Source organism: Methanoculleus sp. (assembly GCF_030019085.1).
Taxonomy (GTDB): domain Archaea; phylum Halobacteriota; class Methanomicrobia; order Methanomicrobiales; family Methanoculleaceae; genus Methanoculleus.
This window is the reverse complement of record NZ_JASEFJ010000007.1, coordinates 47,081-72,445: the sequence shown is the minus strand read 5'-3', so window position 1 is coordinate 72,445 and position 25,365 is coordinate 47,081. Positions and strand designations below refer to the sequence as shown.

Annotated in this window: 29 protein-coding genes; 10 read left to right on the top strand and 19 right to left on the bottom strand. The window is 58.1% G+C overall.

Annotated elements, in window-relative coordinates; all coding sequences use genetic code 11:
• Both QMC91_RS05035 and QMC91_RS05030 read left to right on the top strand, forming a co-directional pair.
• A partial coding sequence (locus QMC91_RS05035; protein ID WP_300236268.1) for a zinc ribbon domain-containing protein occupies window positions 1-329 on the top strand: 329 nt, incomplete at its 5' end.
• 187 nt (window positions 330-516) lie between these two features.
• The gene (locus QMC91_RS05030; protein ID WP_300236265.1) at window positions 517-1,845 is read left to right on the top strand and encodes a glutamine synthetase family protein; all 1,329 of its coding nucleotides are present in this window, start codon (window positions 517-519) and stop codon (window positions 1,843-1,845) included.
• A 187-nt stretch (window positions 1,846-2,032) separates the two neighbouring features.
• On the opposite strand, the gene QMC91_RS05025 is transcribed toward QMC91_RS05030, so the two are convergent.
• The 3 genes from QMC91_RS05025 to QMC91_RS05015 all read right to left on the bottom strand — a co-directional run bounded on the left by QMC91_RS05025 (window position 2,033) and on the right by QMC91_RS05015 (window position 3,687).
• Window positions 2,033-2,350 (bottom strand): hypothetical protein, encoded by a 318-nt coding sequence (locus tag QMC91_RS05025; RefSeq protein WP_300236262.1) that lies wholly within the window; start codon window positions 2,348-2,350, stop codon window positions 2,033-2,035.
• A gap of 1 nt (window position 2,351) precedes the next feature.
• Window positions 2,352-3,254 carry an Mrp/NBP35 family ATP-binding protein gene (locus QMC91_RS05020; protein ID WP_300236259.1) on the bottom strand — a complete coding sequence of 301 codons (903 nt, stop codon included), beginning with the start codon at window positions 3,252-3,254 and terminating at the stop codon, window positions 2,352-2,354.
• Window positions 3,255-3,381: 127 nt separating this feature from the next.
• Entirely contained in the window at window positions 3,382-3,687 is a 306-nt protein-coding gene (locus tag QMC91_RS05015) for a ubiquitin-like small modifier protein 1 (protein ID WP_300236256.1), read from the bottom strand.
• Window positions 3,688-3,865: 178 nt separating this feature from the next.
• Here QMC91_RS05015 and QMC91_RS05010 point away from each other — a divergent pair, with 178 nt between their 5' ends.
• A complete protein-coding gene (locus QMC91_RS05010) occupies window positions 3,866-5,665 on the top strand; it encodes an aldehyde ferredoxin oxidoreductase family protein (RefSeq protein WP_300236253.1) in 1,800 nt (599 codons plus the stop codon).
• Window positions 5,666-5,671: 6 nt separating this feature from the next.
• On the opposite strand, the gene tsaA is transcribed toward QMC91_RS05010, so the two are convergent.
• Window positions 5,672-6,109 (bottom strand): tRNA (N6-threonylcarbamoyladenosine(37)-N6)-methyltransferase TrmO, encoded by a 438-nt coding sequence (gene tsaA / locus QMC91_RS05005; protein WP_300236251.1) that lies wholly within the window; start codon window positions 6,107-6,109, stop codon window positions 5,672-5,674.
• A gap of 7 nt (window positions 6,110-6,116) precedes the next feature.
• Window positions 6,117-6,599: a ribonuclease HI family protein gene (locus QMC91_RS05000; RefSeq protein ID WP_300236248.1), complete on the bottom strand. Its 483-nt coding sequence runs from the start codon at window positions 6,597-6,599 to the stop codon at window positions 6,117-6,119.
• Between the two features lie 247 nt (window positions 6,600-6,846).
• Here QMC91_RS05000 and QMC91_RS04995 point away from each other — a divergent pair, with 247 nt between their 5' ends.
• The 4 genes from QMC91_RS04995 (at window position 6,847) to QMC91_RS04980 (ending at window position 9,740) form a co-directional block, all read left to right on the top strand.
• Entirely contained in the window at window positions 6,847-7,314 is a 468-nt protein-coding gene (locus QMC91_RS04995) for a YbhB/YbcL family Raf kinase inhibitor-like protein (protein ID WP_300236246.1), read from the top strand.
• A gap of 59 nt (window positions 7,315-7,373) precedes the next feature.
• Window positions 7,374-7,829, top strand: a complete 456-nt coding sequence (locus QMC91_RS04990) for a YbhB/YbcL family Raf kinase inhibitor-like protein (protein ID WP_300236243.1) — start codon at window positions 7,374-7,376, stop codon at window positions 7,827-7,829.
• 327 nt (window positions 7,830-8,156) lie between these two features.
• Window positions 8,157-9,086 (top strand): DUF475 domain-containing protein, encoded by a 930-nt coding sequence (locus QMC91_RS04985; protein WP_300236240.1) that lies wholly within the window; start codon window positions 8,157-8,159, stop codon window positions 9,084-9,086.
• Between the two features lie 78 nt (window positions 9,087-9,164).
• Window positions 9,165-9,740 (top strand): flavin reductase family protein, encoded by a 576-nt coding sequence (locus tag QMC91_RS04980; RefSeq protein ID WP_300236237.1) that lies wholly within the window; start codon window positions 9,165-9,167, stop codon window positions 9,738-9,740.
• Window positions 9,741-10,097: 357 nt separating this feature from the next.
• Here QMC91_RS04980 and QMC91_RS04975 read toward each other — a convergent pair whose 3' ends face one another.
• From QMC91_RS04975 to QMC91_RS04965, 3 genes are read right to left on the bottom strand one after another with little or no spacing between them, the layout of a single operon-like run.
• A complete protein-coding gene (locus QMC91_RS04975) occupies window positions 10,098-11,282 on the bottom strand; it encodes an aminotransferase class I/II-fold pyridoxal phosphate-dependent enzyme (RefSeq protein WP_300236235.1) in 1,185 nt (394 codons plus the stop codon).
• 11 nt (window positions 11,283-11,293) lie between these two features.
• The gene (locus QMC91_RS04970; RefSeq protein WP_300236233.1) at window positions 11,294-11,785 is read right to left on the bottom strand and encodes an Lrp/AsnC family transcriptional regulator; all 492 of its coding nucleotides are present in this window, start codon (window positions 11,783-11,785) and stop codon (window positions 11,294-11,296) included.
• Window positions 11,786-11,790: 5 nt separating this feature from the next.
• Window positions 11,791-13,074 carry an ORC1-type DNA replication protein gene (locus tag QMC91_RS04965; protein WP_300236230.1) on the bottom strand — a complete coding sequence of 428 codons (1,284 nt, stop codon included), beginning with the start codon at window positions 13,072-13,074 and terminating at the stop codon, window positions 11,791-11,793.
• Window positions 13,075-13,736: 662 nt separating this feature from the next.
• Between QMC91_RS04965 and QMC91_RS04960 the strand changes: the two genes are divergently transcribed.
• On the top strand, window positions 13,737-14,237 hold the full coding sequence (locus tag QMC91_RS04960; protein ID WP_300236227.1) for a MogA/MoaB family molybdenum cofactor biosynthesis protein: 501 nt from the start codon (window positions 13,737-13,739) through the stop codon (window positions 14,235-14,237).
• Here the strand turns inward: QMC91_RS04960 and cgi121 are convergent.
• From cgi121 to QMC91_RS04920, 8 genes are all read right to left on the bottom strand, one after another.
• Window positions 14,228-14,743, bottom strand: a complete 516-nt coding sequence (gene cgi121 / locus QMC91_RS04955) for a KEOPS complex subunit Cgi121 (RefSeq protein WP_300236225.1) — start codon at window positions 14,741-14,743, stop codon at window positions 14,228-14,230. The genes QMC91_RS04960 and cgi121 overlap by 10 nt on opposite strands.
• Window positions 14,744-14,750: 7 nt before the next feature.
• Entirely contained in the window at window positions 14,751-16,892 is a 2,142-nt protein-coding gene (locus tag QMC91_RS04950) for an ATP-dependent DNA helicase (RefSeq protein ID WP_300236222.1), read from the bottom strand.
• 86 nt (window positions 16,893-16,978) lie between these two features.
• On the bottom strand, window positions 16,979-17,521 hold the full coding sequence (locus QMC91_RS04945) for a KH domain-containing protein (protein ID WP_300236219.1): 543 nt from the start codon (window positions 17,519-17,521) through the stop codon (window positions 16,979-16,981).
• A gap of 23 nt (window positions 17,522-17,544) precedes the next feature.
• Entirely contained in the window at window positions 17,545-18,315 is a 771-nt protein-coding gene (locus QMC91_RS04940) for a serine protein kinase RIO (protein ID WP_300236216.1), read from the bottom strand.
• A 7-nt stretch (window positions 18,316-18,322) separates the two neighbouring features.
• On the bottom strand, window positions 18,323-19,270 hold the full coding sequence (locus tag QMC91_RS04935) for a tyrosine--tRNA ligase (protein WP_300236213.1): 948 nt from the start codon (window positions 19,268-19,270) through the stop codon (window positions 18,323-18,325).
• Between the two features lie 57 nt (window positions 19,271-19,327).
• A complete protein-coding gene (locus QMC91_RS04930) occupies window positions 19,328-20,353 on the bottom strand; it encodes a type II glyceraldehyde-3-phosphate dehydrogenase (RefSeq protein WP_300236210.1) in 1,026 nt (341 codons plus the stop codon).
• 318 nt (window positions 20,354-20,671) lie between these two features.
• Window positions 20,672-20,890 (bottom strand): hypothetical protein, encoded by a 219-nt coding sequence (locus QMC91_RS04925; protein WP_300236207.1) that lies wholly within the window; start codon window positions 20,888-20,890, stop codon window positions 20,672-20,674.
• Window positions 20,891-20,952: 62 nt separating this feature from the next.
• Entirely contained in the window at window positions 20,953-21,234 is a 282-nt protein-coding gene (locus tag QMC91_RS04920; protein ID WP_300236205.1) for a DUF5661 family protein, read from the bottom strand.
• A gap of 193 nt (window positions 21,235-21,427) precedes the next feature.
• On the opposite strand from QMC91_RS04920, the gene QMC91_RS04915 reads away from it, so the two are divergent.
• Window positions 21,428-22,354 carry an ROK family protein gene (locus QMC91_RS04915; RefSeq protein WP_300236202.1) on the top strand — a complete coding sequence of 309 codons (927 nt, stop codon included), beginning with the start codon at window positions 21,428-21,430 and terminating at the stop codon, window positions 22,352-22,354.
• A gap of 18 nt (window positions 22,355-22,372) precedes the next feature.
• A complete protein-coding gene (locus QMC91_RS04910; RefSeq protein WP_300236200.1) occupies window positions 22,373-22,801 on the top strand; it encodes a dual specificity protein phosphatase in 429 nt (142 codons plus the stop codon).
• 50 nt (window positions 22,802-22,851) lie between these two features.
• On the opposite strand, the gene QMC91_RS04905 is transcribed toward QMC91_RS04910, so the two are convergent.
• The 3 genes from QMC91_RS04905 to QMC91_RS04895 all read right to left on the bottom strand — a co-directional run bounded on the left by QMC91_RS04905 (window position 22,852) and on the right by QMC91_RS04895 (window position 25,294).
• Window positions 22,852-23,043: a hypothetical protein gene (locus tag QMC91_RS04905; protein WP_300236197.1), complete on the bottom strand. Its 192-nt coding sequence runs from the start codon at window positions 23,041-23,043 to the stop codon at window positions 22,852-22,854.
• Window positions 23,044-23,178: 135 nt separating this feature from the next.
• Entirely contained in the window at window positions 23,179-24,597 is a 1,419-nt protein-coding gene (locus QMC91_RS04900) for a hypothetical protein (RefSeq protein ID WP_300236194.1), read from the bottom strand.
• Entirely contained in the window at window positions 24,566-25,294 is a 729-nt protein-coding gene (locus QMC91_RS04895; protein WP_300236277.1) for an ABC transporter ATP-binding protein, read from the bottom strand. Before QMC91_RS04895 ends, QMC91_RS04900 begins: the two co-directional genes overlap by 32 nt.
• Window positions 25,295-25,365: the final 71 nt, after the last annotated feature.

Below are 25,365 nucleotides of genomic sequence, written 5' to 3'. Positions count from 1 at the left end.
ATTACAAGTGCCAGAAGTATGGGAAGACTCTCCTGAAGATTGGGAGATTCGATCCCTCATCGAAGATATGCAGCAAGTGCGGGTATCTCAAGCAGGATCTTGTCCTCTCTGACAGAGAATGGACCTGTCCTGACTGTGGCACCCACCACGACCGCGACATCAACGCGGCGATCAATATCAAGAAATTTGCCTTACAAGATCAGAATCTTGTTGGGGTATCCGGTGTGGAACGCACCGTTGAGCCTGTGGACTCGCTCCCGATAGGGAGGAGAATGAAGCAGGAAGCCCCGCCCGAGAGGCGCGGGGTAGTTCACACTTCAGCCCGTTGATCTGATGGCCATAAACAGGACGCCTGATTCGCATGGGAGGATAGGAGTTTATTAGCGCCATCCCCTGACATCTCTCGCACCGAGGACGAACCTGACGGTCTACCGGCGCCACCGATTGCTACCGTTCTCTCAAGCGTTCGATGGTGTCAACAGGTATTTACCCCATCAGGTAGAAGTTGATTTCCACATGTCCTGTGATGCCACCTCTGCGATGCTCGATCGCATCGAGCAAGATAACGTCCGATTCCTCCGCCTGCAGTTCACCGACCTCCTGGGCATGCCCAAGAACGTGGCTATCCCTGTGAAACAGGCCGAGAAAGCGCTGACCGGCGGTATAGGATTTGATGGATCATCGATCGAGGGGTTCGTCCGGATAGAGGAGTCCGACATGGTCCTCAAACCCGACCTCTCGACCTACACCCGGCTGCCCTGGCAGCCGATGGATTACGCGGAAGCGCGTTTCATCTGCGATGTCCAAAAGGCCAACGGCAGACCGTTTGAGGGTGATCCGCGCTACGTGCTCCGGCGGGCGATGGAGGACGCCGCAAAGGACGGTTACGTCTTCAACACGGGGCCGGAACTGGAGTTCTTCCTCTTCAAGATGATCGACGGCAGACCGACCATACAGTTCCAGGACGTCGGCGGATACTTCGACCTCGCACCAACGGACCTGGCGGAGGATGTCAGGCGCGAGATCATCCTGGCCCTGACCGAGATGGGGTTTGAGATCGAGGCTTCACACCACGAGGTTGCCGAGAGTCAGCACGAGATCGACTTCAAGTACAGCGATGCCCTCCACACGGCAGACAACGTCATCACATTCAAGTTCGCCGCAAAGACGATCGCTCTGATGCGAGGACTGCACGCCTCCTTTATGGCAAAACCCATATACGGCATCTGCGGGAGTGGGATGCACACCAACTGCTCGCTTGCAATAGACGGGGTAAACGCATTCTTTGATCCGGACGCTCCACTCCAGATCTCAGATACCTGTCTCCACTTCATCGGCGGGCTGCTAAAACATGCCCGTGCAATAACACGGGTTGCGAACCCTACGATCAACTCCTACAAGAGGCTCGTCCCGGGCTACGAGGCGCCCTGTTACGTCAGCTGGAGCGCGAGCAACCGCTCGACCCTGGTAAGGGTCCCGGCGCCCCGGGGCAACAGTACAAGGGTTGAGTTCCGCAGCCCCGACCCGACCTGCAACCCATACCTTGCCTTCGCCGCGATGCTGACCGCCGGTATGGATGGAGTGCGAAACAAGATCGAACCGCCGGACGGTGTTGATAAGAACATCTACCGCATGACATCTGCTGAGCGGAGTCATGCCGGGATCGATACGCTGCCCTGCGATCTCTATGAAGCGCACCAGGCGCTGCTCGCCGACGACCAGATCTGTCAGGCGCTTGGCCCTCACGTTCTGGAGGCGCTCACGAGCGTCACAAACGCCGAGTGGGACGCATACAGGACCGCAGTCCACCCCTGGGAACTCGAGCGTTACCTGGCGACGTACTGAAAATCTCTTTTTTTCTGCATTTTTTCCTGCATTCTGATGAAAACCCCTTCCCTGGAACTGTACCGACGGAGAATTGCAATATGCTATCAGACTGCATTCGTCCCCCGACTAAAGTCGAGGGCATTCTGCCTGTTTCCTTCGTAAAAAAAGAGATCCGGAACTCAGTTCGGAAACCATCGGTCGCCGGTCAGCAACACTCCTGCGTCCCGGCCTCCATCCCTTCCAGGAGAAGCCTGCCAAAGAGCACCCGCTCAAGTGTTGTGCCCACGTACTTCATCCGCTGCGCGACCTCCACATCCTCATAGCGGTGTATGTCGGCGTATACCTGGAGGCGGACAAGACCTAACCGGAGACGGTCGAGATCTTCCTCCTCGAGTTTTGATGCTTCGCGATAGATTGGTTCGAGCAGGAAGGGAAACTCCTCAAACTTCTCGAGCGCCTCAACGATCTGCGCAAATATAGGAAGGGGAGCCTCCCTCCCAGCAAGAACCCTCGAGTAATCCATCTCAATCGCCGATCTGATCGACCAGGGTCTGCATGATGGTATCAAAACTCTTCCAGGTCGGGCTATCCGTCGCGCCGGCCCTGCGGATGATGAACGGTCTCCCCTCATCCGCCGCCTGCCTCAGATCCATATCCAGGGGAATGGACCCCAGGAACGGCACCCCCAGATTCTCCGCCTCTTTCTTTCCGCCACCCCTGCCGAAGATCTCGATCTCCGCCTTGCAATGGGGGCAGACAAAACCGCTCATGTTCTCGACTATACCGAGCACCGGAAGTTCAAGTTTCTTAACAAACTCAACCGCCTTGCTCGAGTCCAGGATCGCGACGTCCTGCGGGGTGGTCACTATGACCGCGCCGGCTATGTTCGGGGCGAGCTGAGCGATGGTGAGGGCCTCATCACCGGTTCCCGGGGGGAGGTCGACGATCAGATAATCGAGGTCGCCCCACTCGACATCCTCCAGGAACTGGCGGATCACCGCCATCTTCATAGGACCGCGCCAGATCACAGGGGTGTTGCGCTCGGGAAGCAGAAACGCCATCGATACGACCGCCAGGTTACCGGTGACCCTGACTGGTTCGATGACCTTCCCGTCGTAAGACTGAAGTCTGGCATCCTCGATCCCGAGCATCTTCGGGATGTCGGGGCCATGGATATCAAGGTCGATGAGCCCTGTGGCGTAGCCCCGGTTGGCAAGAGCGTAGGCGAGGTTTGCCGAGACCGTGCTCTTCCCCACTCCCCCCTTTCCGGAGAGGACGAGGACTACATGTTTGACGCTGATCTTGGCCTTCGGAGGAAGACCCTTTGGTTCGGTAGTGTTTCTAGGGTCTTCGCACCCGTTCGCGGACGGACAGCCGGCGCAGTTTCCGGCGCAGGTCTCGTTGGTGGGTTCATTTGTCTGAGTCATGCCAGGTATCCTCTCTTCGTAAAAAGGGCCTAAAGGTACCTTATATTAGCGTCAAATGTGACAAAAAGGTATAGGTGATGGCAAATTCCCGGTTCTGCCGCGACGATGTTGCTTCGGGTATGACAACCTACCCGCCACCTACGGGCGGGAAGATGGCAACTGTATCACCGTCTTCGAGCGGTGTCTCAAGACCCCCACTGAAATGGATGTTCCTGCCGTTCTTCAGTATGTTGATATAGCGTCTGAGCCCACCTTCTGGGGTGAATATGAGATCTGCGGCCCCGGGATGTCTGGCGGTGAGTTGATCGAGCAGATCACCGAGATTCGATCCGACTGAGAGAACGAGATCCTCCTCCGCCGGGACGACCTCCCTGAGTTTTGCAAAAGTCCTGACCCTCACGGATATGGTGCTTTTATCTCCCCCGATCTGCAAACCCGATCCACCTACCCCTGCTTTACAATGGTGATAGGGGATCCATTGGTCTTATCGGTATCGCTCGCCGCAAGCGTGGGTGTGATTGATCTACTTTCTTTCCTGCAAGAGTTAACCATTTTCTACGTCCAGCAGCCTTATAATCCAGTAGAGAATCATCTGGGTTCGGTGAGAACCCATGAATGGATACGCAGAGAGGATCCTCCATGCCAACCTGGAAAGCGGGGAGACGAGAGAGGAACCGTTTCCAGAAAAGTGGAGACGGGCATACATTGGAGGGAGAGGACTTGGCGTCCGGATCCTCCAGGACCTGGTCGACCCTGGCATCGACCCACTCAGCCCTGAGAACGTGCTGGTGATCGCCACCGGACCGCTTGCCGGGAGCGGCCTTCCGGTGGGGTCGCGTTACTGTGTCATAGCAAAATCCCCACTGACCGGAACGCTGAGCACCTCGAACTCCGGTGGAAAGTTCGGCACGAGTCTGAAACGCGCCGGCTACGATGCAATCGTTGTCCATGGTCGGGCTGAGAGGCCAGTCTACATCCACATTGATGATGGAAAAGCCTGGATCCGGGACGCCTCGGACCTCTGGGGGATGACAACTGGCGAGACCACCGCAACTCTCCAGAAAGAGATGGGCGATCCCGCTCTCAGCGTGGCCTGTATAGGTCCCGCCGGTGAACGCCTCGTCCGGTTCGCCGCGGTCATCAACGAGACCTCACGGGCCGCCGGGCGCGGGGGCCTCGGTGCCGTGATGGGGTCGAAGAACCTGAAAGCCGTCACCGCAAGGGGAAACGGCCGGATCACCGTCGCCGACCACGACCGTTTCACCGCCCTGAAGAGAGAGATGACAGAGAAGATCAGGCAGAACCCAATCTCTGGTGAGGGACTGCCCGGTTTCGGCACTGCCGTCCTTGTCAACATCATCAACGAGAACTACATCCTGCCGACAAGGAACTTCCAGACAGCGCATTTCCCTGCCGCGGAGAGGGTCTCGGGCGAGCGGATGGCCGAGAGCATCCTTGTGGGGAAGATGGGGTGCCATGGCTGTATCATCCGCTGTGGCCGCGACGTCGAGGTTGACGGGAAACGGACGGCGGGGCCGGAGTACGAGACGATCTGGGCGTTCGGCCCCGACTGCGGGATCGACGACCTGGCTGCCATTGTGGAGGCAAACAACCTCTGCAACGATCTCGGGCTTGACACGATCTCTACCGGATCGACGATCGCCTGTGCGATGGAGCTCTCGGAGAGGGGCTACATCCAGGATGATATACGGTTCGGCGACACGGCGCTGATGCTCGACCTTGTCCAGAGGATAGGTTACCGCCAGGGTATCGGCGACGAACTTGCCGAGGGCTCGTTCCGGTTCGCGAGAAAACACGGCCACCCGGAGCTTTCCATGAGCGTCAAGCGGCAGGAACTCCCCGCATATGACCCCCGCGGGCTGCAGGGGCACGGCCTTGCCTACGCGACATCAGTCAGGGGTGGGGACCATGTCTATGCCTACCTGATCGCCCCCGAGGTGCTGGGATCGCCAGAGAAGATCGACCCCTACTCAAGTGAGGGGAAGGCGGTCTGGACAAAGACGTTCCAGGACCTCACGGCCTTCATCGACTCTTCAGGTAGTTGCCTGTTCACCTCTTTCCCTCTCGGTGCTGATGATTATGGGGCTATGGCCTCGGCGGTCACCGGTTACAATATCGATGCCGCGGAGGTGCTCCGGATAGGCGAACGGATCTGGAACATGCAGAAGATCTTCAACCTGAAAGCAGGGTGCAGCCGGAAGGACGATACGCTGCCGCCACGGCTTCTTGAGGAGCCACTCACCGAAGGCGCTCCGAAAGGCCGGGTCTGGGAACGCGAACCGCTACTGGATGAGTATTACCGGGTCAGGGGATGGGACCTGGAAGGGCTTCCCACAGCCGAGAAACTCCGCGAAGTCGGCCTGAGAGAGAACGGGGTGGCCATCCCCTGACCGGGCCTACTTTTTTATACGCCACCCACCCGTTGCCTCCGGGACGCAGTCGATCTCGGGGGAGTAGGGTTTGATGTCGAGCACCGGCGTCCCGTCCAGGGCGTCGAGTCCCCGGACGACAAGGACGTTTCCCTCCCTCCCGATCAGTTCGACGACCCCGAACCCGATAGGGTTTGGCCTGGCGGGCGAGCGGGTGGAGAAGACCCCACGTTCCCGGGACTCTCCGGGGGGCTTTGCGTAGAGTTGCCCACGCTGCGCACGGTCGAGCCAGTAGAGAATTATGAGATGGCTGCTGCGCTCAACGCCTTCAAGACCGGGGACGCAGGCGTCATTAACGTGGATCTCCACGACGGTATCCACCAGCCGTCCCTGCCGAGGGGCGTCGCCAGGCTCCCTGTAGGGAGAGCGGACGACCCCTATCGGGATGCACTCGATCCTGGCCATACCGTGCTCACTCCTTTTTCTCCAACATTGCGTCGAGCGTCTCGTTGCATAGACGGTCCGCAACCCGGAGACAGGGATCTTCACGTGGAACGTTCTCGAACCTGACCTCATTGAAGTCCTGCATCCGCCGCCACACCTCCTCTGCAAGACCGGCGAGGTGCTCCTTTCTGATGCGGTAGCGGCCGGTGACCTGGCGCACCACCAGTTCCGAGTCCGACCGTACCACGACGCTCCCAGTGGTTAACTCACGGGCGGCGCAAAGAGCGTTGATGATTGCGTGATACTCAGCAACGTTGTTGGTCGTCTTACCGAGGTAGCCCGACCGGCTGGCCACGATGGAACCGTCACGCACAATCACGTAAGCCCAGGCGGCATCTCCAGGGTTCCCCCTGGAAGCGCCGTCGGTGTAGACTATAACTCCGTCCTCCCCTGAGGTCGTGGCTGTCTCCCCCCATCTGTCAGTCTTTTTCGTCATCTTCCGGTTGATCATCGATCTCCCTCGAAGTTATTGGTATCGTCCCGTCCCCATCACCGTCAGCCCCACTCCAGAATGGCGACCGCCGGTCGCTGGGGGTGGTCAAAGAAGAGGAAGTTCGTCCACAGCAGTTTGACCGTCCCCACACATACTGAGAGGAAGATAGGGCACGTTTATATCACAGATCGTTGATTTGATGGCCCCGACATGTATCTTCTCCCAACACCACATCTTATTTACTTCCTGCGCCGAGAACCCCCATATGAACTCTGGTGTTACAAGGCTCTCCATCTCACTACGTTCGGCAGAGTTTCCTGTATGGAACACCTGTGACGGCCCAGACATCTCACCGGAACTGAGAATCCGGGGTCTCAGATCTGAGATGCGATCGATTGCGATCTTTGCGCTGAACCCCTTCGAGCCAGGATGCTCTTTCACAACATGGATCATCTGGAACCTCCCTGCGATTCCGCTGATCCCTGAGGGCATCCCACCAGAGGGTGTCGTGACCAAACCTGTCCCGGCAGTCCAGGGAACAAACGACTACGGGACCATCGGCTGGCGCGGCCCATGCCCACCGCGTGGCGAGATTCACCGTTACCTCTTCAAGGTCTACGGGCTCGATGGGTTGCTCGATCTGCCTGCAGGAGCTCTGAAGCAGGACCTCATCGACGCTATGCGCGGACACGTCCTCGGATTCGGCGAGACCGCCGCAACCTGTTCAAGATGAAGTGGTACAAACCTTTTTACCTCCTTGTTCCAGAAAGAGTATCAACGGAGCCAGATATTATGGAGAAGCTGATTGTGAAACTTGATTTTGAAGATTTTCCGGAGGAATACACCAGCAGAGGGGCAAACCGTTCACCTCCGATCCGGGTTGAGGGGCTCATCCCGGAGATCAAGTCGCTTGCGATCATGGTGATGGCATGCCCCGAAGAAGGGGCATCACGGGTTGCATGGGTCGTCTGGAACCTCCCCGCTGTCCCGCAGATCCCTGAAGGTTTCCCTCTCGGCGGTGAGGTGGAATCACCTCTTCATGCCGTTCAGGGCGAGAACGATTTCGGCACCGTTGGTTACCGTGGGCCCGGGCCAGAGGCCGGTAAACCTGAAGCCTACCTCTTTCGGGTGTATGCCCTCGAACGTGAGGTTGAGATCGAAGCCGGCTCTACCTGGGACGAGATGATCATGGCAATTCGGGGTGCGATCAAACAGGTCGGTGAGACCATAGCCTTCGCCGAAGATTAGGTTAGGTGGCTGCTGCGGGGATATACCGGATAGTGATCTTCAGAAGGATAGATAGAGGCTGGATTGCAGCCAGCCTCTATCCGCCATCTTTTAACTTGCGGGGGTTGAGGGAGGCGGAGCGGGAAGCAACGCCCTTCAAGGCGGGGTGGTTCACGCCTCAGTACCGACCATCACCTGAACGGCCCCGTAGATCCGGTGCTCTACCAGATCATCATCGCTTCCCACAGGCAAACTCTCCTTCAGCACGGCCCTTATGCGAAAAACCCTTTTCTTCGTCCGATCCCCTTATTTAATATGCAATCGGCAACAGACCCTACAGCCACATAGATGGACTGGCTATTGATACTCCTTACCATAGCAGGTCTCATCGTCTTCGAGACGGTTTCAAGCGTAGATAACGCAATCATCAACGCCGACGTCCTCGCAACGATGAGTCTGAGAGCTCGCAGGTGGTTTCTTGTCTGGGGTCTGATCATTGCCGTCTTTGTTGTCCGCGGATTGTTGCCGTGGTTGATCGTCTGGATGACGACACCCTCACTCGGGCCTGTTGAAGCGCTGCTCGCAACCTTCTCAAGCGACCCCGCTGTATTGGCCGCGATCGAAGAGTCCGCCCCGATCCTCCTGATATTTGGTGGGATGTTCCTTATTCTCCTCTTCTTTCACTGGCTCTTTGCGGAGGAGAAGAACTGCTACCTCAGGAGCGAGCGTTTCTTCTCCCGGCAGGCTGTCTGGTTCTATGCCGTCGCCTCGGTCCTGCTCTCGGTTATAGTCTGGTTTGCCCTCCAGATCGACACCATGATGGGTTTTGCGGCCGTGCTCGGGTCCACCGTCTTCTTCATCGTCCACGGTTTCCGAAAGAATGCCGAGGTGCAGGAGGCACGTATGATGGGGTCAGATATGTCTGATGTCTCGAAACTTGCCTACCTCGAGATACTTGATGCAACGTTCTCAATCGATGGAGTCATCGGGGCGTTTGCTTTCACTCTCTCTGTCCCTCTTATCCTGATAGGAAACGGTGTCGGGGCATTCGTGGTAAGGGAACTTACCGTCAGGGGCGTCGACCAGATCAGGAAATTCTGTTACCTCAAAAACGGGGCGATGTATTCCATCCTGGTGCTCGGGACGATCATGCTCGCAGACAGTTTCGGGTTCCGTATCCCCACCTGGCTCTCACCTATAGCAACGTTCATAATCGTAGGATTTTTCCTCTTCCGCTCGGTGCAGCAGCAGAAGAAAGGAGCGATAGGTAGCACGTGAGATGAGACCGTTCACCACCAGGCACACCTACCGCAGTTCAAAAAGGTTTATCCAGGCCGGGAGACGAACCATATTCCCATGGCCAAGAGATCAATCGGTCCAAGGACAGTCCTGTACCCCCACCCGGTGCTGGTGATTGGAACCTACGATGCCAGCGGCCGGCCTGACGCCATGGTCGCGGCCTGGGGCGGGATCTGCTCATCCCGCCCACCATCGGTGGCGGTCTCGGTACAGAAGAGCAGGCAGACCTACACAAACCTGGTCGAGCAGCGCGAGTTCACGATCAGTATCCCCTCCACAGACCATCTCAGGGAGGCCGACTACTTCGGTATCGTCTCCGGCCGGGATGAGGACAAGTTCGCCGCTACAGGGCTCACACCGGTTAAAGGTGACCTGGTGAACGCCCCATACGTGGGGGAGTTCCCTGTCATCCTTGAGTGTCGCCTGCTCCAGTCGGTCGAGATCGGCGTGCACACCCAGTTCATCGGCGAGATCCTGGACGTGAAGATGGACGAAGATGTCCTCGGGGATGATGGCAGGCCCGAGATCGCGAAGGTCCGACCGTTTGCATATGACTCTATGCGGCAGGAGTACTACGGTTCCGGGAAAACTCTTGGAAAAGCCTTCTCTGTCGGAAAGGAGATCAAGCGATAACTCTTTTTCACTTCCGCACAATTGCCTGCGCTGTAATGATGCCTTTGTTTCCACTGGAGATATCCTCCCTGCGCCAGGCGCTGAGCAGATGCGGGGACTTCCCGCCCCGGTCGGAAGACAGAATTGTAGCAAGATCACCGGCCAGATATACCAATAAAAGATCGGAGTTCTATCCGCGGTCTTGCAACCAGAAGGCATACTTCGGGTAAGACTACAGCGCGAACCCCACCCACCGGGATCCAGGAATAAATTCACATCTCCAGTGGAAATAAAGGGGTTCCGCGGGAGTCATTCCCACGTCAGACAACAGAACGGCGATTGCAGATACACGGATATCTCTTAAAAAGGGTTTTGATTTTAGTTTGAGGAGATCTGTTCCGATAATTTACGTGACTCGAGGAAGGCTTCCATCCTGGAGAGAGCATCCTTGAGGTGGTCACGGGAGACCGCATAGGCGCACCGCACGTGGCCGAGACCGGAGGGGCCAAGAACGCTACCGGGGACTACCGCTACATGCTGCTCACGCAGAAGCGCCTCCGCAAACTCCGTGTCGCTCATACCGGTGCTCTCCACCGAGGGGAAGGCATAGAACGCACCCTTCGGGAGGTGGCAGGAGAGACCGAGCTTGTTAAGTCCGTCAACAAAGAGGTTCCGCCTGAGACGATACTCCCTGACCATCTCGTCCTTTTCCTCCTCCCCGATCCGGAGCGCCTCGTAGGCCGCGACCTGCCCCATGATCGGGGCACAAAGCGCGACGTACTGGTGGATCTTCAGCGCCGCTGCGGTGATCTCCCGGGGGGCGCAGAGATAACCGATCCTCCAGCCTGTCATGGCGAAGGCCTTCGAGAACCCGTTCAAGGTGATCGTCCGATCGCGGATCTCTGGTATCCTGGCCGGCGAGAAGTGGTCGCCATCATAGGTTAGCTCGGCGTAGACCTCATCACTGATCAGGAGGAGGTCATGGTCGACCAGGAGATCGGCAACCGCACGCCAGTCAGACTCGCCCATCACCCCGCCGGTCGGGTTGTTCGGGAAGTTTGCGACCAGAGCCTTTGTCCGCGGTGTGATCTTCTCTGCGAGCGCATCGGCCGTCAACCGGAACTCATCTTCCGCCCGGCATGGAACGGACACCGGCGTCCCGCCGGCGAGTGTGACGCACGGAATGTAGGAGACGTAACAGGGTTCGGCGACAAGCACCTCATCACCAGGGTCAACGACGGCCCGGATGGCGATATCGGCCGCCTCCGAGACACCACAGGTCACGATGACCTCTTCTTCCGGATCGTAGGGGGTACCGAACCTGGTACCGAGGTAGTGGCTGATTGCCCCACGCAGCTGTGGCGTCCCCTTGTTCGAAGTGTAGGTGGTAGACCCCTGCTCGATAGAGTAGATAGCAGCCTCGCAGACGCACCAGGGTGTCACAAAGTCCGGTTCGCCGACGCCAAGTGATATGACGTCCTCCATCGTCTGGGCTATATCAAAGAACTTACGTATACCCGATGGCGGTATGGCGCTGGCCCGTTCCGAGACGAAACTCCGCAACGCCCCTCACCTCAGAAGGAGTATGGGAGGCGTTCGACCTCTTCGCGTTCGGCGAAGGTGGTACCGTTCTCCTTGTAGGTCTTCATGGTGATGTGCGTCGCAGTCTCCCGGATCCGGTCCATCGGAGCGATCTGCTCGGCCACGAACCTGGCGATCTCGTGCATGCTCGATCCCGTTACAAGGAGCTGGAGGTCGTATGTACCGGTCATCAGTCGGAGCGAGCGGACCTGGGGGAACCGCGCGATCCGTTCGGCGATCCTGTCATACCCGAAGTCCCGCTCGGGCGAGACCTTCAGGTCGATCACCGAGGTGACGTTCCCATTGCCTGCCCGTTCCCAGTCGATTACCGCCCCGTAACGACGTATGACGCCGGTAGATTCCAGCCAGGCGATCCTTTTCTTCACATCCTGCTCGCTCATCTCAGCCAGCACCGCAAGTTCGCTTATCGGAGTGCGGCAGTTCTCCTCCAGGAGATGGAGGAGTGTACGGTCTTTCTCGTCCATTAGTTTCACCTGAACATTACTCTGAGTCGATTGGTATCGAGTTCTTTTAGCCTCTCGTCATAAAGCCTCGGGTCACGCGTAACGACCTCCTCGATCTTGCTTGCCGCTGCATCAAACCACATCTCCTTCGTCCTGCCATAACGCCCACGCGAGACGACCCGGGTGTTTATCACCCCAAGCATATTGAGCTCGGATATGAGATCCGTGATTCTTCGGTGCGTAAGGACATCGAGATCGATGATCCTGGCGATCTCACGGTAGACCACGGTGACCTCCCCGCTTGTGAATATCCGTTTGCCCATCCGCTCCAGGATCAGCATGGCGTAGAGAACCGCCTTGCTCTGCGTTGGGAGGGTTGAGATGCACTCGACCATACTGTCGGTCTCGATCCTCTCCTGGGCCATCCGGACATGCTTCTCGGTCACCCGGTCCGCGTTTTCACGGTCCGCAAGTTCGCCCGAGACACGGAGGAGATCAAGTGCTCGCCGTGCATCACCGTGCTCCTGCGCAGCAAGCGCCGCGCATAGAGGGATGACCGTGCCTTCAAGTACCCCGTCGACGAAAGCCAGATCCGCCCTCTGCTGGAGGATATCGCAGAGCTGGGGGGCGTTGTATGGGGGAAAGACGATCTCCTCCTCTGAGAGAGAGGATAAAACTCGTGAATCGAGAAAATCGGTGAACCGGAGGTCGTTTGAGATCCCGATGATGCTCACCTTTGCAAATCTGAGGTCAGAGTTGATCCGGGTGAGGTTATACAGGGTGTCATCACCGCTCTTCTTGACAAGTTTGTCGATCTCGTCCAGAACTATTACCACAACCCCGCCATTGCTCTCAAGCTGTTTTTTTAGCTCGGCGTAGACCTGATCGGTTGGCCAACCCGTCATCGGGATGATATTTCTGGGACTGTCGCTCGGGTGTCCATCGAGATCATCCAGGCTGTTTGCAATCTGCGCAAGAACGCGGTACTGAGTGTCGATCACCTCACAGTTGAGATGAACGACCCTGCACTTTGTTCCCGAGAGAGAACTGGCATTCTCGAGTTCCGATCCCACATACCGAACAGACGCTGTCTTCCCTGTTCCCGTCTTGCCGTAGATCAGAATGTTGGAAGGGGTCTCGTTTGTGAGGGCTGGTGCAAGGATTGAAGCCAGTTCGTCGATCTGGGGCTTCCGGTGAGGGAGGATCTGTGGACGATAGTTGTGACGGAGAACCTCCCGGTTCTTAAAAATCCGTTTATTGGCCAGATATTTCTTGAATAACCCCATAGGGCTGGATTTATCGTCAGACATCTTCTCACCGGGAGGTTGCCAGGGATGGGAGTTTTCGTGTTCAGAACTATTAATACGATCGTCCCGCGAGAAGATAACCCCTTTGTTTCCACTGGAACTATGCTCTAAGAGACCTCCTGTGGCCAGGCCAAAAAAAAGCGGCTGCAGGGATGATACTCCCTGTAGAAGTTTCCTCCCTGTTGCCCCGAACCCCTACCCCTTTATTTCGACTGGAGAGTGATGCCAATACACCAGGGTGTATCATCTGGAAAAATGATGCCAATACTCATGTGTACCTCTACCAGTAAAAGTATAAAAAAATGTTGATTTTCTCTTTGTCAGACGAGCCTCCTGGACGAGTTCATCAGTTAGCTAAGAGATCTTCAACCCCTGAAAACCGATCTTCGGGTCTTCCCTGCTCTGGCCCCGGCAACTTCCTTTCAAGTCTTCCTTTCTCCACTGAACCACCCCTCTCAAGTCCTTCTGCCCGTCAAGGTTTTCTTTCTTCTGGTCTCTCCGTCATTCAACTCTTCTGTGGGCGATCCGTGTGGGCGATCCGGTTTCCAGTCGAAACTAAGGGGTCGGGGTTCCTCCAGGTCCGGGCCATCCAGATCCTTTTCTCCTGGTAACCAGGAGAAGAATGAAAGAAGTTAAATTAACGTTCCGGGATAAAATAGAATCAGATGGACGAGAATCACTATAAAGCAGTCCCAGTAACCGGGGCAGTGATAACAGTCTCTTCGACCCGGAATCCCGAGACTGATACCAGTGGAAAGGCTCTAAAGGACCTCCTTACCAGCGCAGGCATTGAGGTGACTCACTATGCTCTGATCCCGGATGACCGGGAACGGATCCACAAAGAGGTCAGCATAGCGCTATCGCGTGCAAACTGTGTTATTGTTACGGGGGGGACCGGTCTTTCCCCGGACGATGTCACCATAGAGGCCGTCGCACCGCTGCTTGAGAAGACGATCGACGGGTTCGGCGAACTTTTCAGACTAAAGAGTTACGAGGAGGTCGGGACGGCAGCGATCTTATCCCGTGCGATCGCTGGAGTTGTTGACGGTTGCGCGGTCTTCTGTATTCCCGGGTCGACCAGAGCCGCGACGCTTGCCGCGCGGGAGATCATCATCCCCGAGATCAGGCATATCCTCACTCACGCCTCGAGCACCCCTCACCGGTAGACCTCAAGGAGTGCCACCCGCTCCAGCACCAGTTCGCGGAACCTCTCCTCCCCGACCACAGCAACCTCTGCGGGGGTGATCCCGAAATGTTCCGCAAGGGACTCCCTTTTCTCGGGACTGATCTCCTCCAGGTCGGTGTCAACAAACTCTACAAGATCGGCAAGCCTCTCCCTGACACCGGGTGCAGGGGGGCAGATAGCAAGATAGGCGCGGTTCTCCCCCGTGTGTACACCACAGGACCCGGCCAGATGACACTGCCGTGTCCCTGCGGCGTAGAGGAGCGCTTCCATCTCAAACGAGTTTGATATCCCCTCACCCCTACTCCATGCCCTCCAGGCGTGCCGGAGCGCTGTCTTCACGTGCTCGCGGCCCGCCAGGCGCCCGGCGTCAAAGAGGATGATGTGCGTCCTGTAATCAGAGGCAATCCTCCGAACCTCGTTTAAGAACTCTCTTTTATCCTCGATGGTGAAGACCGCCGTGTAGATCTCGCATATCATCTCTGTCATTATACCCTCACCTGAACCGTGAGAGGGTCGACTGCGTTTCAGCCGGCTCCTTGATCTCCTCACTCCCACCCTCGAGTTGTTCGAAGATCCGGGCGGCGATTCCCATTCCGAGGATCTTTCCAACCTTCTCTGGTCCCGCCGCACGGAGCACGTCGATCGAGTCGATCCCGTTGTTGAAAAGTCGCCGGGCGCGGACCCTGCCGATCCCGCGGAGGCTAATGAGCTGGAGGAGCTCCCTCCTGACTCCGTGCTGGACGCGGAGCTCCATCTCCTCGATAGGGCGCACAAGGTGTGGGGCAAAGAGGCCCGCCAGGCGTCTGGCGGCGTGGACCAGCCATGTCACACTCTCCACCATTCCGTGGATGTCCCCCGGGCCAACGTTGTAGCGTTCGCAGATCAGATCCTCTCCCGTCTCGTTGACCCAGTCGGCGAGGAGGAGCGCGGTCTTGAGGCTCCGCTCGAACTCTTCCCCGGCGTTCCATGGTATCTCCAGCCAGAGTTCGTCCAGATGTTCGGTCAGGAACCGGTCGAGGAGGTGGATATCGTTTCGCCTGACATAGAGCGTCGGCATATCCGGTGTCGAGCAGAGGAGATGCAGAAGCCCAACATCGGTGTAGTCCTTCTGGCCGGTCATCACCGTCACGATCAACTCGGCGCTCCTTGGGTCGATGTAGAGCCGTGAGACGAGAGAACCATAGTCGGTGGCCTCGAGCCATCCACCAACATCTGTGACCATCTCGACTTCCAGCAGGAAGTCGAGCACCCGGTCGATGACCCTATTCAATGCGAGAGGGTTCTCGCCCTGGTGTGCGTAGAACGTCCCGTCCATGAACCCTTTGACCTCATCCCGCTCGCGCGCAAAACCGGTCGCGATAAGTGAGAGTATGTGAGTGCAGAGGACAGCCTCATCAGCACAGCGACTCCGGACGTCCTCCGGGGGGGCCTCGATGTAGCAGTCAAAGAGTTCGTCGACCATCTCCTCGGACTTCGCGATCAGGATAGCCTCGCCATACGGGTCCAGGCGCGGTCGTCCGGCCCGGCCGGCCATCTGCCGGTACTCCCGGACAGGGATGGGAACCATCCCCTCGCCGGCGTTGAACCGGAGGTAGTCGCGGACGATCACCCGCCGCGCGGGGAGATTCAGCCCGGCGGCTAGCGTCGGGGTGGAGGCGATCACCTTGATATGCCCCTCCCTGAACCCCTGCTCGACGCTCTGTCGCTCCTCTCGCGCAAGCCCTGCATGATGGAACGCTGCACCAGCTGCAACGCAGGCAGCCAGGGCCCTCCCCATATCGGTCGTGGCATTAGAGCGGATCCTGTCTGCATATCCAGCAAGGATCGGGTTTGCAAGTTTCAGTCCTGATGCGGCACGTTTTGCAAACGCCTCGGCGTTCTTGCGGGAACTGACAAAGACCAGGCACTGCCCTCCCTCTGCAACCGTGTCGAGGACAAGGTCCAGGTCTTCGTATTTGCTCCGACGCTCGATCTGGCGGATGGTGTTGTCGGCGAACTGGATTGAGTCAAGAAAGAAGACCCCCTCCCGGAGGTCGACCGGCCGCCAGTCGCTCTCGACGAGTTCCGCATCCAGCCACCCGGCGAGGGCCTCCGGGTTGCCGATGGTCGCTGAGAGGGCGATGATCTGCATCCCCGGGTTTTTGTGCCGGAGTTTTGTAATAACCATCTCGAGCGTAGCTCCCCTGGACGGGTCGTCGATCAGGTGAACCTCGTCAAGAACCAGGAGGCTGATCTCGGAGAGCCACGGCGTTTGATTCCGCAGTAGTGAGTCGACCTTCTCGCTTGTTGCAACTATGATATCGTTTCGCCCCAGATACTCGTCCCGCCGATCGAAGTCCCCTGTGGCAATACTGACCCGGAGCCCTTTACCCGAGAACTCCTCAAACTTCTCGCTTGCCAGAGCCCGGAGGGGGACGATGTAGAGGCATTTACCGCCCTTTGCCACCTGTTGGTGCATCGCCATCTCGGCCACCAGGGTCTTGCCGCTTGCCGTGGGTATGGCGATGAGGAGATTTTTGCCCGAAAAAAGCCCTGCCTCGACGCAGGCCGCCTGCGGCGGGTATAACTCCCTGATCCCGCGTTCGATGTAAATGGCCGCAAGTTGCCCCGGGAGAGGGAGGTCGGCTATCTCCATGTGTACCCCTTCATTTCCACTGCAAACGGTATAATTTCCCGTATCGTTACAACCCCGGACGGAGACGGGTCATCCACACCCCATCATCATGAGTAGTACTCCAGCATCGCCTGCCGGGCTTCCTTCTTCTTCCGATCGAGGAAATTATAGACATTCTCGTGAGGCACGCCCTGGATCAGCATCTCCACCGCTTTCCTCGCGATCTCAACCTGTTCTGGAGGCCCGATAATCGCCACCGTCTTGCCGTAGACCGAGATCTCTGTCCCGGTCATATCCTCGATCTGGGCGCGGGAGGTGCCAGACTTCCCTATGATCCGGCCCCGCAACCGTTCGAGGTGTCGGGTTGTTTCCGCCATGTCAGTGAGGTCGATGAGATCGAGGATCATATCTTCATCGTCGAGGAGCTTGAATGCGCGCTCAGGTGAGAAGCCCCGGCCGATCGCGGCGACAACGTTCGTTGCCGTCATTACCCCGACCGGGTCATCCCCCTCGATCTTCACCAACCCCTCCTCGCTGTCGATCAGGAGTGTTATTCCGGTTCTCTCCTCTATCTCACGTTTCGTGGACCCCCCCTTGCCGATGAGCGCACCGATCCTTGATGTTGAAACTTTTATCTCCTGTGTTGCCATGGTATCAATCCGTCCTCAGGTCTTCACACCTCTTCTCTACCGACCAATGTCGCGATGATCTCCCCTTCATCCCGCACATCACAGTAGCGGGAGAAGTAGCGATTCAGGTTTCTGATATCTCTGACCAGAAACGTGTGCGCCTGCGGGTGATCCAGGGTTACCGCCTGCCCCATATCGATCAGGTATGGTTTCACGTGGTACAGGATATTGTATTCGGAGAGGTCGGCGTGAACCAGGCGGGCCTCTCTGTATAGTCGATCCACATACCCGAGTATCTCGTTGTAGACCGCCCCGTAATCACCGACCTCAGCGTTCCGGAGTTGCGGGTATGGTATCTCGTCTTCGCCGAGGAACTCCATCAGGAGTATGTTTCGGTCGAACGCCAGCGGTTCCGGGGTCGGAACCCCGGCTTCGTGTGCCCTGGCAAGGTTGCTGAACTCCTTCTTCGTCCAGGCGAAGATTATACCCTTGCGTGTCCCTCGCACGCTGGAAAACCGGCGGTCTCCTGCAAGGTAATCGGTCATCGCCTTGAAATTCCCTGTCTGGATCCGGTAGATCTTGATCGCTATCCCCTGACCGTCACGTTCGCCATAGAAGACGTTTGCCTCCTTCCCTGTGCTGATCGGCCCGCCGATGGCCGAGATCAACTTCCTGTGGACGAGTTTGTAGAGCGCGATCAGGGTGACCTCGTCGAAGACGTCGTCCCGTACCTTCAGTGAGTCTGCGTCTTTTATTTTGACGCCCATCTCCGCGATCTCGCGGTCGAACCGTTCAAACTCTTCGTTGCGGCTCACGGCCGGATCACCTGTTACAGACGTAATCGTGCACGGGGGCGAGGATCTCTATGAGGTGGTTGGCGGCGGCCGTCTTGAGGTCCAGGGGATGGATCTCCGCGGCGGCGTAGGCGCGTTCGAGGTCTTCGTAGGTGGCAAACTCCCGATCGCCGCCGAACTTCGCTGGCCGCTGGATGGTGACCCTCCCGCTCCGCGGGAAGACGTGGTAGCGCAGGATCTCAAGCACCGGGTTGTTCTCGATCTCGGGCGGGCAGAACGCTTTCTTCATCTTCCGCCGAATCTCCTCCTCGGAGTCGGCGACCGATATCACGTTCCCGGCCGATGATGACATCTTCTTCCCATCAAGGCCGCTTATGATCGGTGTATGGATACATACGGGTGCCGGATACCCGATCGCTGGTAGGTGCTCCCGCGCTAGCATGTGGATCTTCCGCTGATCGATCCCGCCCACGGCGGTGTCCACCCCCAGGGTCGCTATATCGACCATCTGCATGATCGGGTAGATCATCTGGGAGACCATCGGGTTCTCCATCTGCCGCCCGACCTCGTCCATGCTCCTCTTTGCGCGGTTAAGGGTGACCCTCTGGGAGAGTTCGAGGACGGCAAGTTCGTAGTCCGGTGTCAACTGCACCGCCGAGCCCAGGACGTATCTTGCGCCTGAAAGTCCGAGACCCTCAAAGCATCGGCGGTTGTACTCGGCTATCTCCCGGATCTCCTCCATCGTCCCCTTGCGGTTCAGGAACGCATGGAGGTCGGCTATAAGCACGGTTACCTCGAACCCCGCCTGCTGCAGGTCCATCAGTTTGTTCACCGTCACCATGTGGCCGAGGTGAATCTCCCCGCTTGGTTCGTAGCCGGTGTAGACCTGTTTTGCCGGGCGGTCGAGGAGCGCACGAAGTTCCTCCTCGGTTACGACCTCAACAGTGTTACGGGTCGCCAGTTCGTATGGATCCATTAAAAAAGATTGGTTTGCCGTGGAGTTAATCCTTCTTCTCTCCCCGGGTTCTGCTGTTCAGCCGATGGGAACGAGACCGAGCGCCTCGTTTGTCATCCGGATGGACTCTTCTGGATCCTTCACCGTTCCGAGCATCGCACGGATGCAATCGATGTTCTCGGGGACGACATCGGCCTCCTGGTGGATCGCCTGGAAGCAGTAGAACTCTTTCCCGTTCAGAACGGCGACCGACTCCTCAAAGACGCCGTTCTCCCAGAGGTCGGTTCTTGGCCGGCCAAGGTCCTGGGTGTACTCCCGGAGCTGGGCGTTGCTCGTGATCCCGGTTGTCTTGCGGACGATCCCGATCCGGTTGTGTCCCTCAAAGACCTTCAGTACCTCTTCTCGCGTGGTCGCGGATTTGAGGTCCATCTGTACCATGTGCATGTGCATAAACGTCGTGGGGACGATCATCGCCAGGGTGACTATATCGATGTGCGGCAGGACGGTCTTAACGTCGGGACCGTGATGGCTCGGGATGGTTGCCGGGTTGAGAACTATGGCATCAACAGGTCCCCGTTTCACATCGTCAGGGTCAGCAGCCCTCCGAACCATCACCGCCCGGACGCGCTCGACACCGAAGGCCTGATCCAGGGCGTGGATGAGCCGTATGAGCCCGGTGGAGTTGCACGAGACAACCCTGGCAAACTGTTTTCCTCTGGCCTCCCCGTAGTTTGCGTGGGCGTTGAAGGAGAACCCGGCGACCTCGTGTTCCTCGCCACCCTGGAAGATCGCCTTTTTGCCGAGACGTTCATAGATCGGCCGATTCTTCGCTCCGACTCCTCCAGGAGTGGCGTCCACAACGATATCGGCGGCCCCGATCATGGCCTCGACATTTCCGGCCACATCAAGACCGGCCTTCTCGAATGCCGGTTTCCTGCTGAGGTCTGCGACGTAGAGAGGGTAACCACGCTCTTTTGCGATGTATGCCTCGGCGGAGACGCTGGTCTTGGAGACCCCGATAACCTCCATATCGGGTTGTGCGGCGACTGCATCGGCGACCCGTTTGCCGATGGTGCCGTAACCGTTGATAGCGACTTTGATCATGCAAGAGGGAATACAGAACAAGAATTAATAAAGGTTGCTCTTCCGCGAGGAAGAAGGCGGGACACTTCTGATGGAAAGTGTGGGGTCTTCGGTTTCTGGTGGATCAAGGATGGCCTGATCCTGCCGGTTCAATCAGTGCACTCCTGCCATCCTGAAGATGTATCACACTGCTGTTCGAAGAGGTGTGGGGGAATGTGGACAGGGTGGGTTCACATCCTCGCTCTTTCACTCCTGACTCAAAAGGCTGCTCCTATCTTCAAACCAGGTCCTTTCGCTGGATTGACCGCCGCCTGACGAACCACTGTGGCGCAGGTGGCTTTACGGCCCCCGTCTGACGAAAGCGGCGTAACCGTGGTAACCACCTTCGGTGGCGGTTCTAAAGACACGGACGTCTTTAGCACCCCGCATCTCCAGTTGCCTGGCGTAGGCCCATGCGGCCTGCTGGGTCTCATAGAGCCTGTCGGCGTAGTAGTCCTGCCCGTCGATTACCCGCCGCTGCCGTATACGGATCCACTCTGCCTTCGAGCCTCGATTCATCTTTTAGTTGTTATCGGCGAAAAGGTGATAGATGTTGCGCATCCGCGGTATATCCCCCGGATCTAACGGTTTGCCTTTTTCTCAGCCCAGTAGGCCTCCGCCTCCTCCTCCATCTCTTCGAGTCTCTCGTAGTAGTCCGGGAACTCGTTTAAGTGTGCGAGCGCGATCTTTGCCGTCGTCAGGAGGTCGTCGTTGGTGACGTTTGTCACCGGGTCGTGGAGACCGTGCTCGAGTTCAACTACCATCCCCCGCCGGAACTCCTCTACGTCGAACTCGTCCCATGTGATGCCGAGGCGTTCGCCCATCGCCTTTGCTTCGTCCAGTGTTACGTCTCTTCGTGCCATTGGGTATCTCCATCTCGAATGATCTCTTCGCAGTGTTAAGAGCCTGACGGAAAAGGTATCCGCCCTATTCCCTCGTTGCCGGGCCGTCTGGAACGCCTCAAATCATCCTCGGCAGGCCTGAAGTAAGGTTTATGCCGGTTGTTCGCGTAATGCGAAAAGTGTAGCAGACTCATCGAGAGGAGTTGAAAACCCCGTGACGACCGTGATTGCCGTTGACCTCGGCGGAACCAACCTGCGCGCCGCCCTGGTGGACTCCGATGCGGAGATCCTTGCCCACGAAACCGCTCCAACGCCGGTGGCCGGGCTTTCAGGTGAGGTGATCACCGACGCGATCACGGCGCTGGTGGAGAATCTCCTCGCGTTGCCGGAGGGGAAGGATGTTCTGGCCATCGGTGTTGCATCGGCAGGCCCGCTGGACACCGTTCACGGACGGATCGTCAACTCGCCGAACATCGCCTTCCCTCTCGTCGAGGTAGTCGAGCCGCTCAGGAAGCGGTTCGGGTTACCCGTCACCCTTATCAACGACGCACGGGCCGGTGTCCTGGGCGAACGGTGGGCGGGTGCCGCCAGGGGGTCTGAGAACGTCGTCTATATCACCCTCTCGACCGGCATCGGTGGCGGTGCTGTGGTGAACGGATCCCTCATCCTCGGGATGGGCGGGAACGCCGGGGAGATCGGACATATACCCGTCGATACCCGCTATAACCTGATCTGTGGGTGCGGGTTTGCCGGCCACTGGGAGGCCTACGCCTCCGCAAAGAATATACCTGCGTTCTTTGCGGCCTGGAGGGAGGCGGTAGATCTCCGGCGGGTTGGTTTCGACGCCTCCTCTACGCGGGCGATATTTGCGGCGGCCAGGGAGGAGGACGCGGTTGCCCTTGCTTTCATGGAGGCTCTCGGCGAGGTTAACGCCCGTGGAGTCTCTGCGGTCATCGTCGCCTACAACCCTGAGATAATCGTGTTTGACGGCCCGCTCGCACGTTACCATGGGGATATCGTGATCCGCTACATGGAACCGCACATCGACCGTTACCTCCCTCTTCCTGAACTTGTCGTCTCCACGTTGGGGGGCAGGGCACCGCTCTTTGGAGCAGCGGTATACGCGCTTGAGGCGCTCTGAGTGTTCGGGGAGAGAAGAATGATCGAGATCTACCCGAACCCCTATCATTGCCTGGCAGTCACCCATTCCCCGCTCGGCACGGTGCCTCCTGACCACCTCGAACACCTGGTTGCCCGCCGGGGAAACCGCCTGATGCTCAACCTGGTCGACTCCCGGAATCCCGCCGATATACCGAAGGAGGCGATCGACGCCGCCCTGGATTTCGTTCACCGTTGCCTCCAGGAAGGGCGGCCGGTGCTTGTCCACTGCGGGTTCGGGGTATCCCGCTCGGCGGCGATCGGACTTCTCTACCTGGTGGCATACACCGATGTCCTGCCCCGCGGGAGTCTGGCCGAGGCAGAGGAGGCACACCGCAGGATATACCCGCCATACAGGCCCTGTCGCCGGGATCAGGGGGTTTATGGAGGCGCACCGGGACGATTATGCAGGAAGGGGGCTACAACGTGACCGCCGAATCGCCGGGCGCTTGCCGTGTTCGGAGTCCGGCGATCGCGGTTCTACGCCCACCTATCCCTGGTCGAAGGGCCGGATGGCCTCGGCCCCATTTTCGCGGGGTCGTCATAGGGATGCATACCGGAATGCCGCACACCACTGTGCCGCCCATAAGGTGTGGGGACGTCGAGGAGTTCAAGAACGATGGCGAGGTCGGTCGACCCGGACGGGTGCTTCTCGCTCTCTTCAGAAAGCATGGTTTTGGGCGTTCCCACAGGCAGCGGCAACGTCGCACGGGCGTTTCGCGACGTCGGGGATCAACCGCTGGCGCGCTCGAGCAGGATCCTCCTCTCCCGAGATCGGGCATATCAAGCGTGGCAGGATAAAAGATATCATGATCCTGGCATGTCCCAGGTCTGCCACTTTTTCCGCGCTCTGGAGAGGAGTAGCGCCGCTGCCGGTATGAGGATGAGGGCTGCAAACGCGTATGAGGGGTCGAGGATCGAGGCGAAGATCAGGAGCAGCAGTGCCGGGCTTATAGCAAGGATGTAACGGAGGAAGACGCCGGCGGAGTAGAGCATCACGTTCGGGTGGAGTCCACAGAGATAGACCGTCACCGCCAGGGTGTACGCCGAGACCGAGACGAATGTAGCGAGGGCGGGAAGGAATGCCGCCGTCCATCTCGTTGTCGCCGCTGCGATCACGAGCACCGCCAGCGGGAGCAGGTTTGCAAGGGCGTAGGTCTTCAGTTTTGCATCGATCACCTCGCGGACCTCCACCGGAAGGAAGGCGTAGGACGTTAAAGAGTCAAACTCGGTCAGCCAGTTGTAGATGGTGGCCGATAACACCCCGAGCAGAACGGCAAAGACCACCAGGGGATCGATCCCCGGGATGAACCGGATCAGTACCTGGAGGCAGACCCAGATCAGGGCGAGCGGGAGGAGGAACGAGAAGACCACCTTCCCGACGCCCCCCTCGCTCCTGATGAGGTCGAGAACGTCCTTTGCGATGAAGTGCGCGCTTCCAAGGCCGTTCAGGTCTTCAGCCATGGGTTCAAACCGGTTTCTGAAACGTTTTGTCCGGTCCGGGTACTCCACTGTGACAAAGAGCACCGATATGGCTGCTGGAACCAGGATGAGGATCAGAGAGAGAATGAGCGGTTCCGGTGCCGGATCGAGGAAAAAGGCGTATGGCGGGAGGAGGGGCACCCCGAACCGCGAGGCTGCCACCCCCACTACGGTGAGCACCGCCACCGTTCCGGCCAGGATTGCAACAGAGCGTGCATAGAGCGTTGAGAGGAGACAGACGAGAGCGAGACCGAGGAGGAAGGCAAGCGCGAGCGAGAGAAATGCCAGGATAGCGTAGCCGGGGTCTAGCGAGATGAACGGTGTCGCTGCTGCAAACCCGATCGAGAACGGAAGGACGTAGAGCAGGATGTAGTATAACGTGTCTTTCGCCAGGAAAGCAGCGAATATCCGTTTATCCGAGACTGGCAGGCTCCGGGATGCGTAGGCAACCAGACTGGCCTGCCCGAACCTGCGGTTCATAAACTCCCGGCCCATGAGGCCAAACGATCCCACCATCACGCCCATTAGCAGGAAGACAATGTGCGCAAGGAGCGCGACGGCGTCATAGGGGAGAACGTCTGCAAAGATCGGGAGGGTGAGCGACCCCAGGAATGCAAAGACCGCAACCACCGCTGGAAAGAGCGCAAACCCCAGGTTCCCGAAGATCGTCGAGTGGATCCGCCATTCTTCCTTCATCATCGCGACAAAGAGTTCATGCACCGGCACCACCCCGAACCAGTTCAAGGAAGAAGTCTTCCAGGCTCCTGCCTCCAGACGCCGTGATCTCGTCGACACGACCGGTCTGGAGGAGCTTGCCGTTGTGGATGATCCCGACACGGTCGCAGATCTCTTCGGCGATCTCGAGGATATGGGTGGAGAAGAAGATCGTCCCCCCGTCCTGGACGTAACGCCGCAGGAAGTCCTTTACCGTCCGCTGCATGATCGGGTCAAGGTTGATCAGAGGCTCGTCGATGAGGGCGAGCGGCGGTTCGTGGAGGAAGGCCTGCGCAAACATCAGTTTCTGCCTGGTTCCCCGCGAGAGGTCCTTGCACAGGACGTCACGCTTATCCCCGAACTCCAGCAGGTCAAACCAGCGATCACACCGCTCCTCGATTGAATCCAGGTTGCGGATGCGGGCGACGAAATGGAGGTACTCCTCCGCGGTGAGGAAACTCGGCGGAGTCTCCTGCTCGGGGATGATCCCGACCAGTCTCCTGATCTCTACTGGATATTTCGTCACATCGATCCCCATCACTCTGGCCGAACCGGATGTCGGCTTTATCTGCCCGGTCAGCATCCGGATCATTGTCGTCTTCCCCGAACCGTTCGGCCCGAGAAGCCCGAAGAGTTCCCCCTCCACAACGGAGAGCGAGACGCTGTTCACAGCTACGGTGTTACCGTAATCCTTGGTGAGGTTCTCTGCCTCGATCATATTCCGCATGCTCAATTGTGCACCACCTGGCTTTTCAGTGAAAAGAACTTCTGGTGGAGATATCTATAAATCTTCCAATA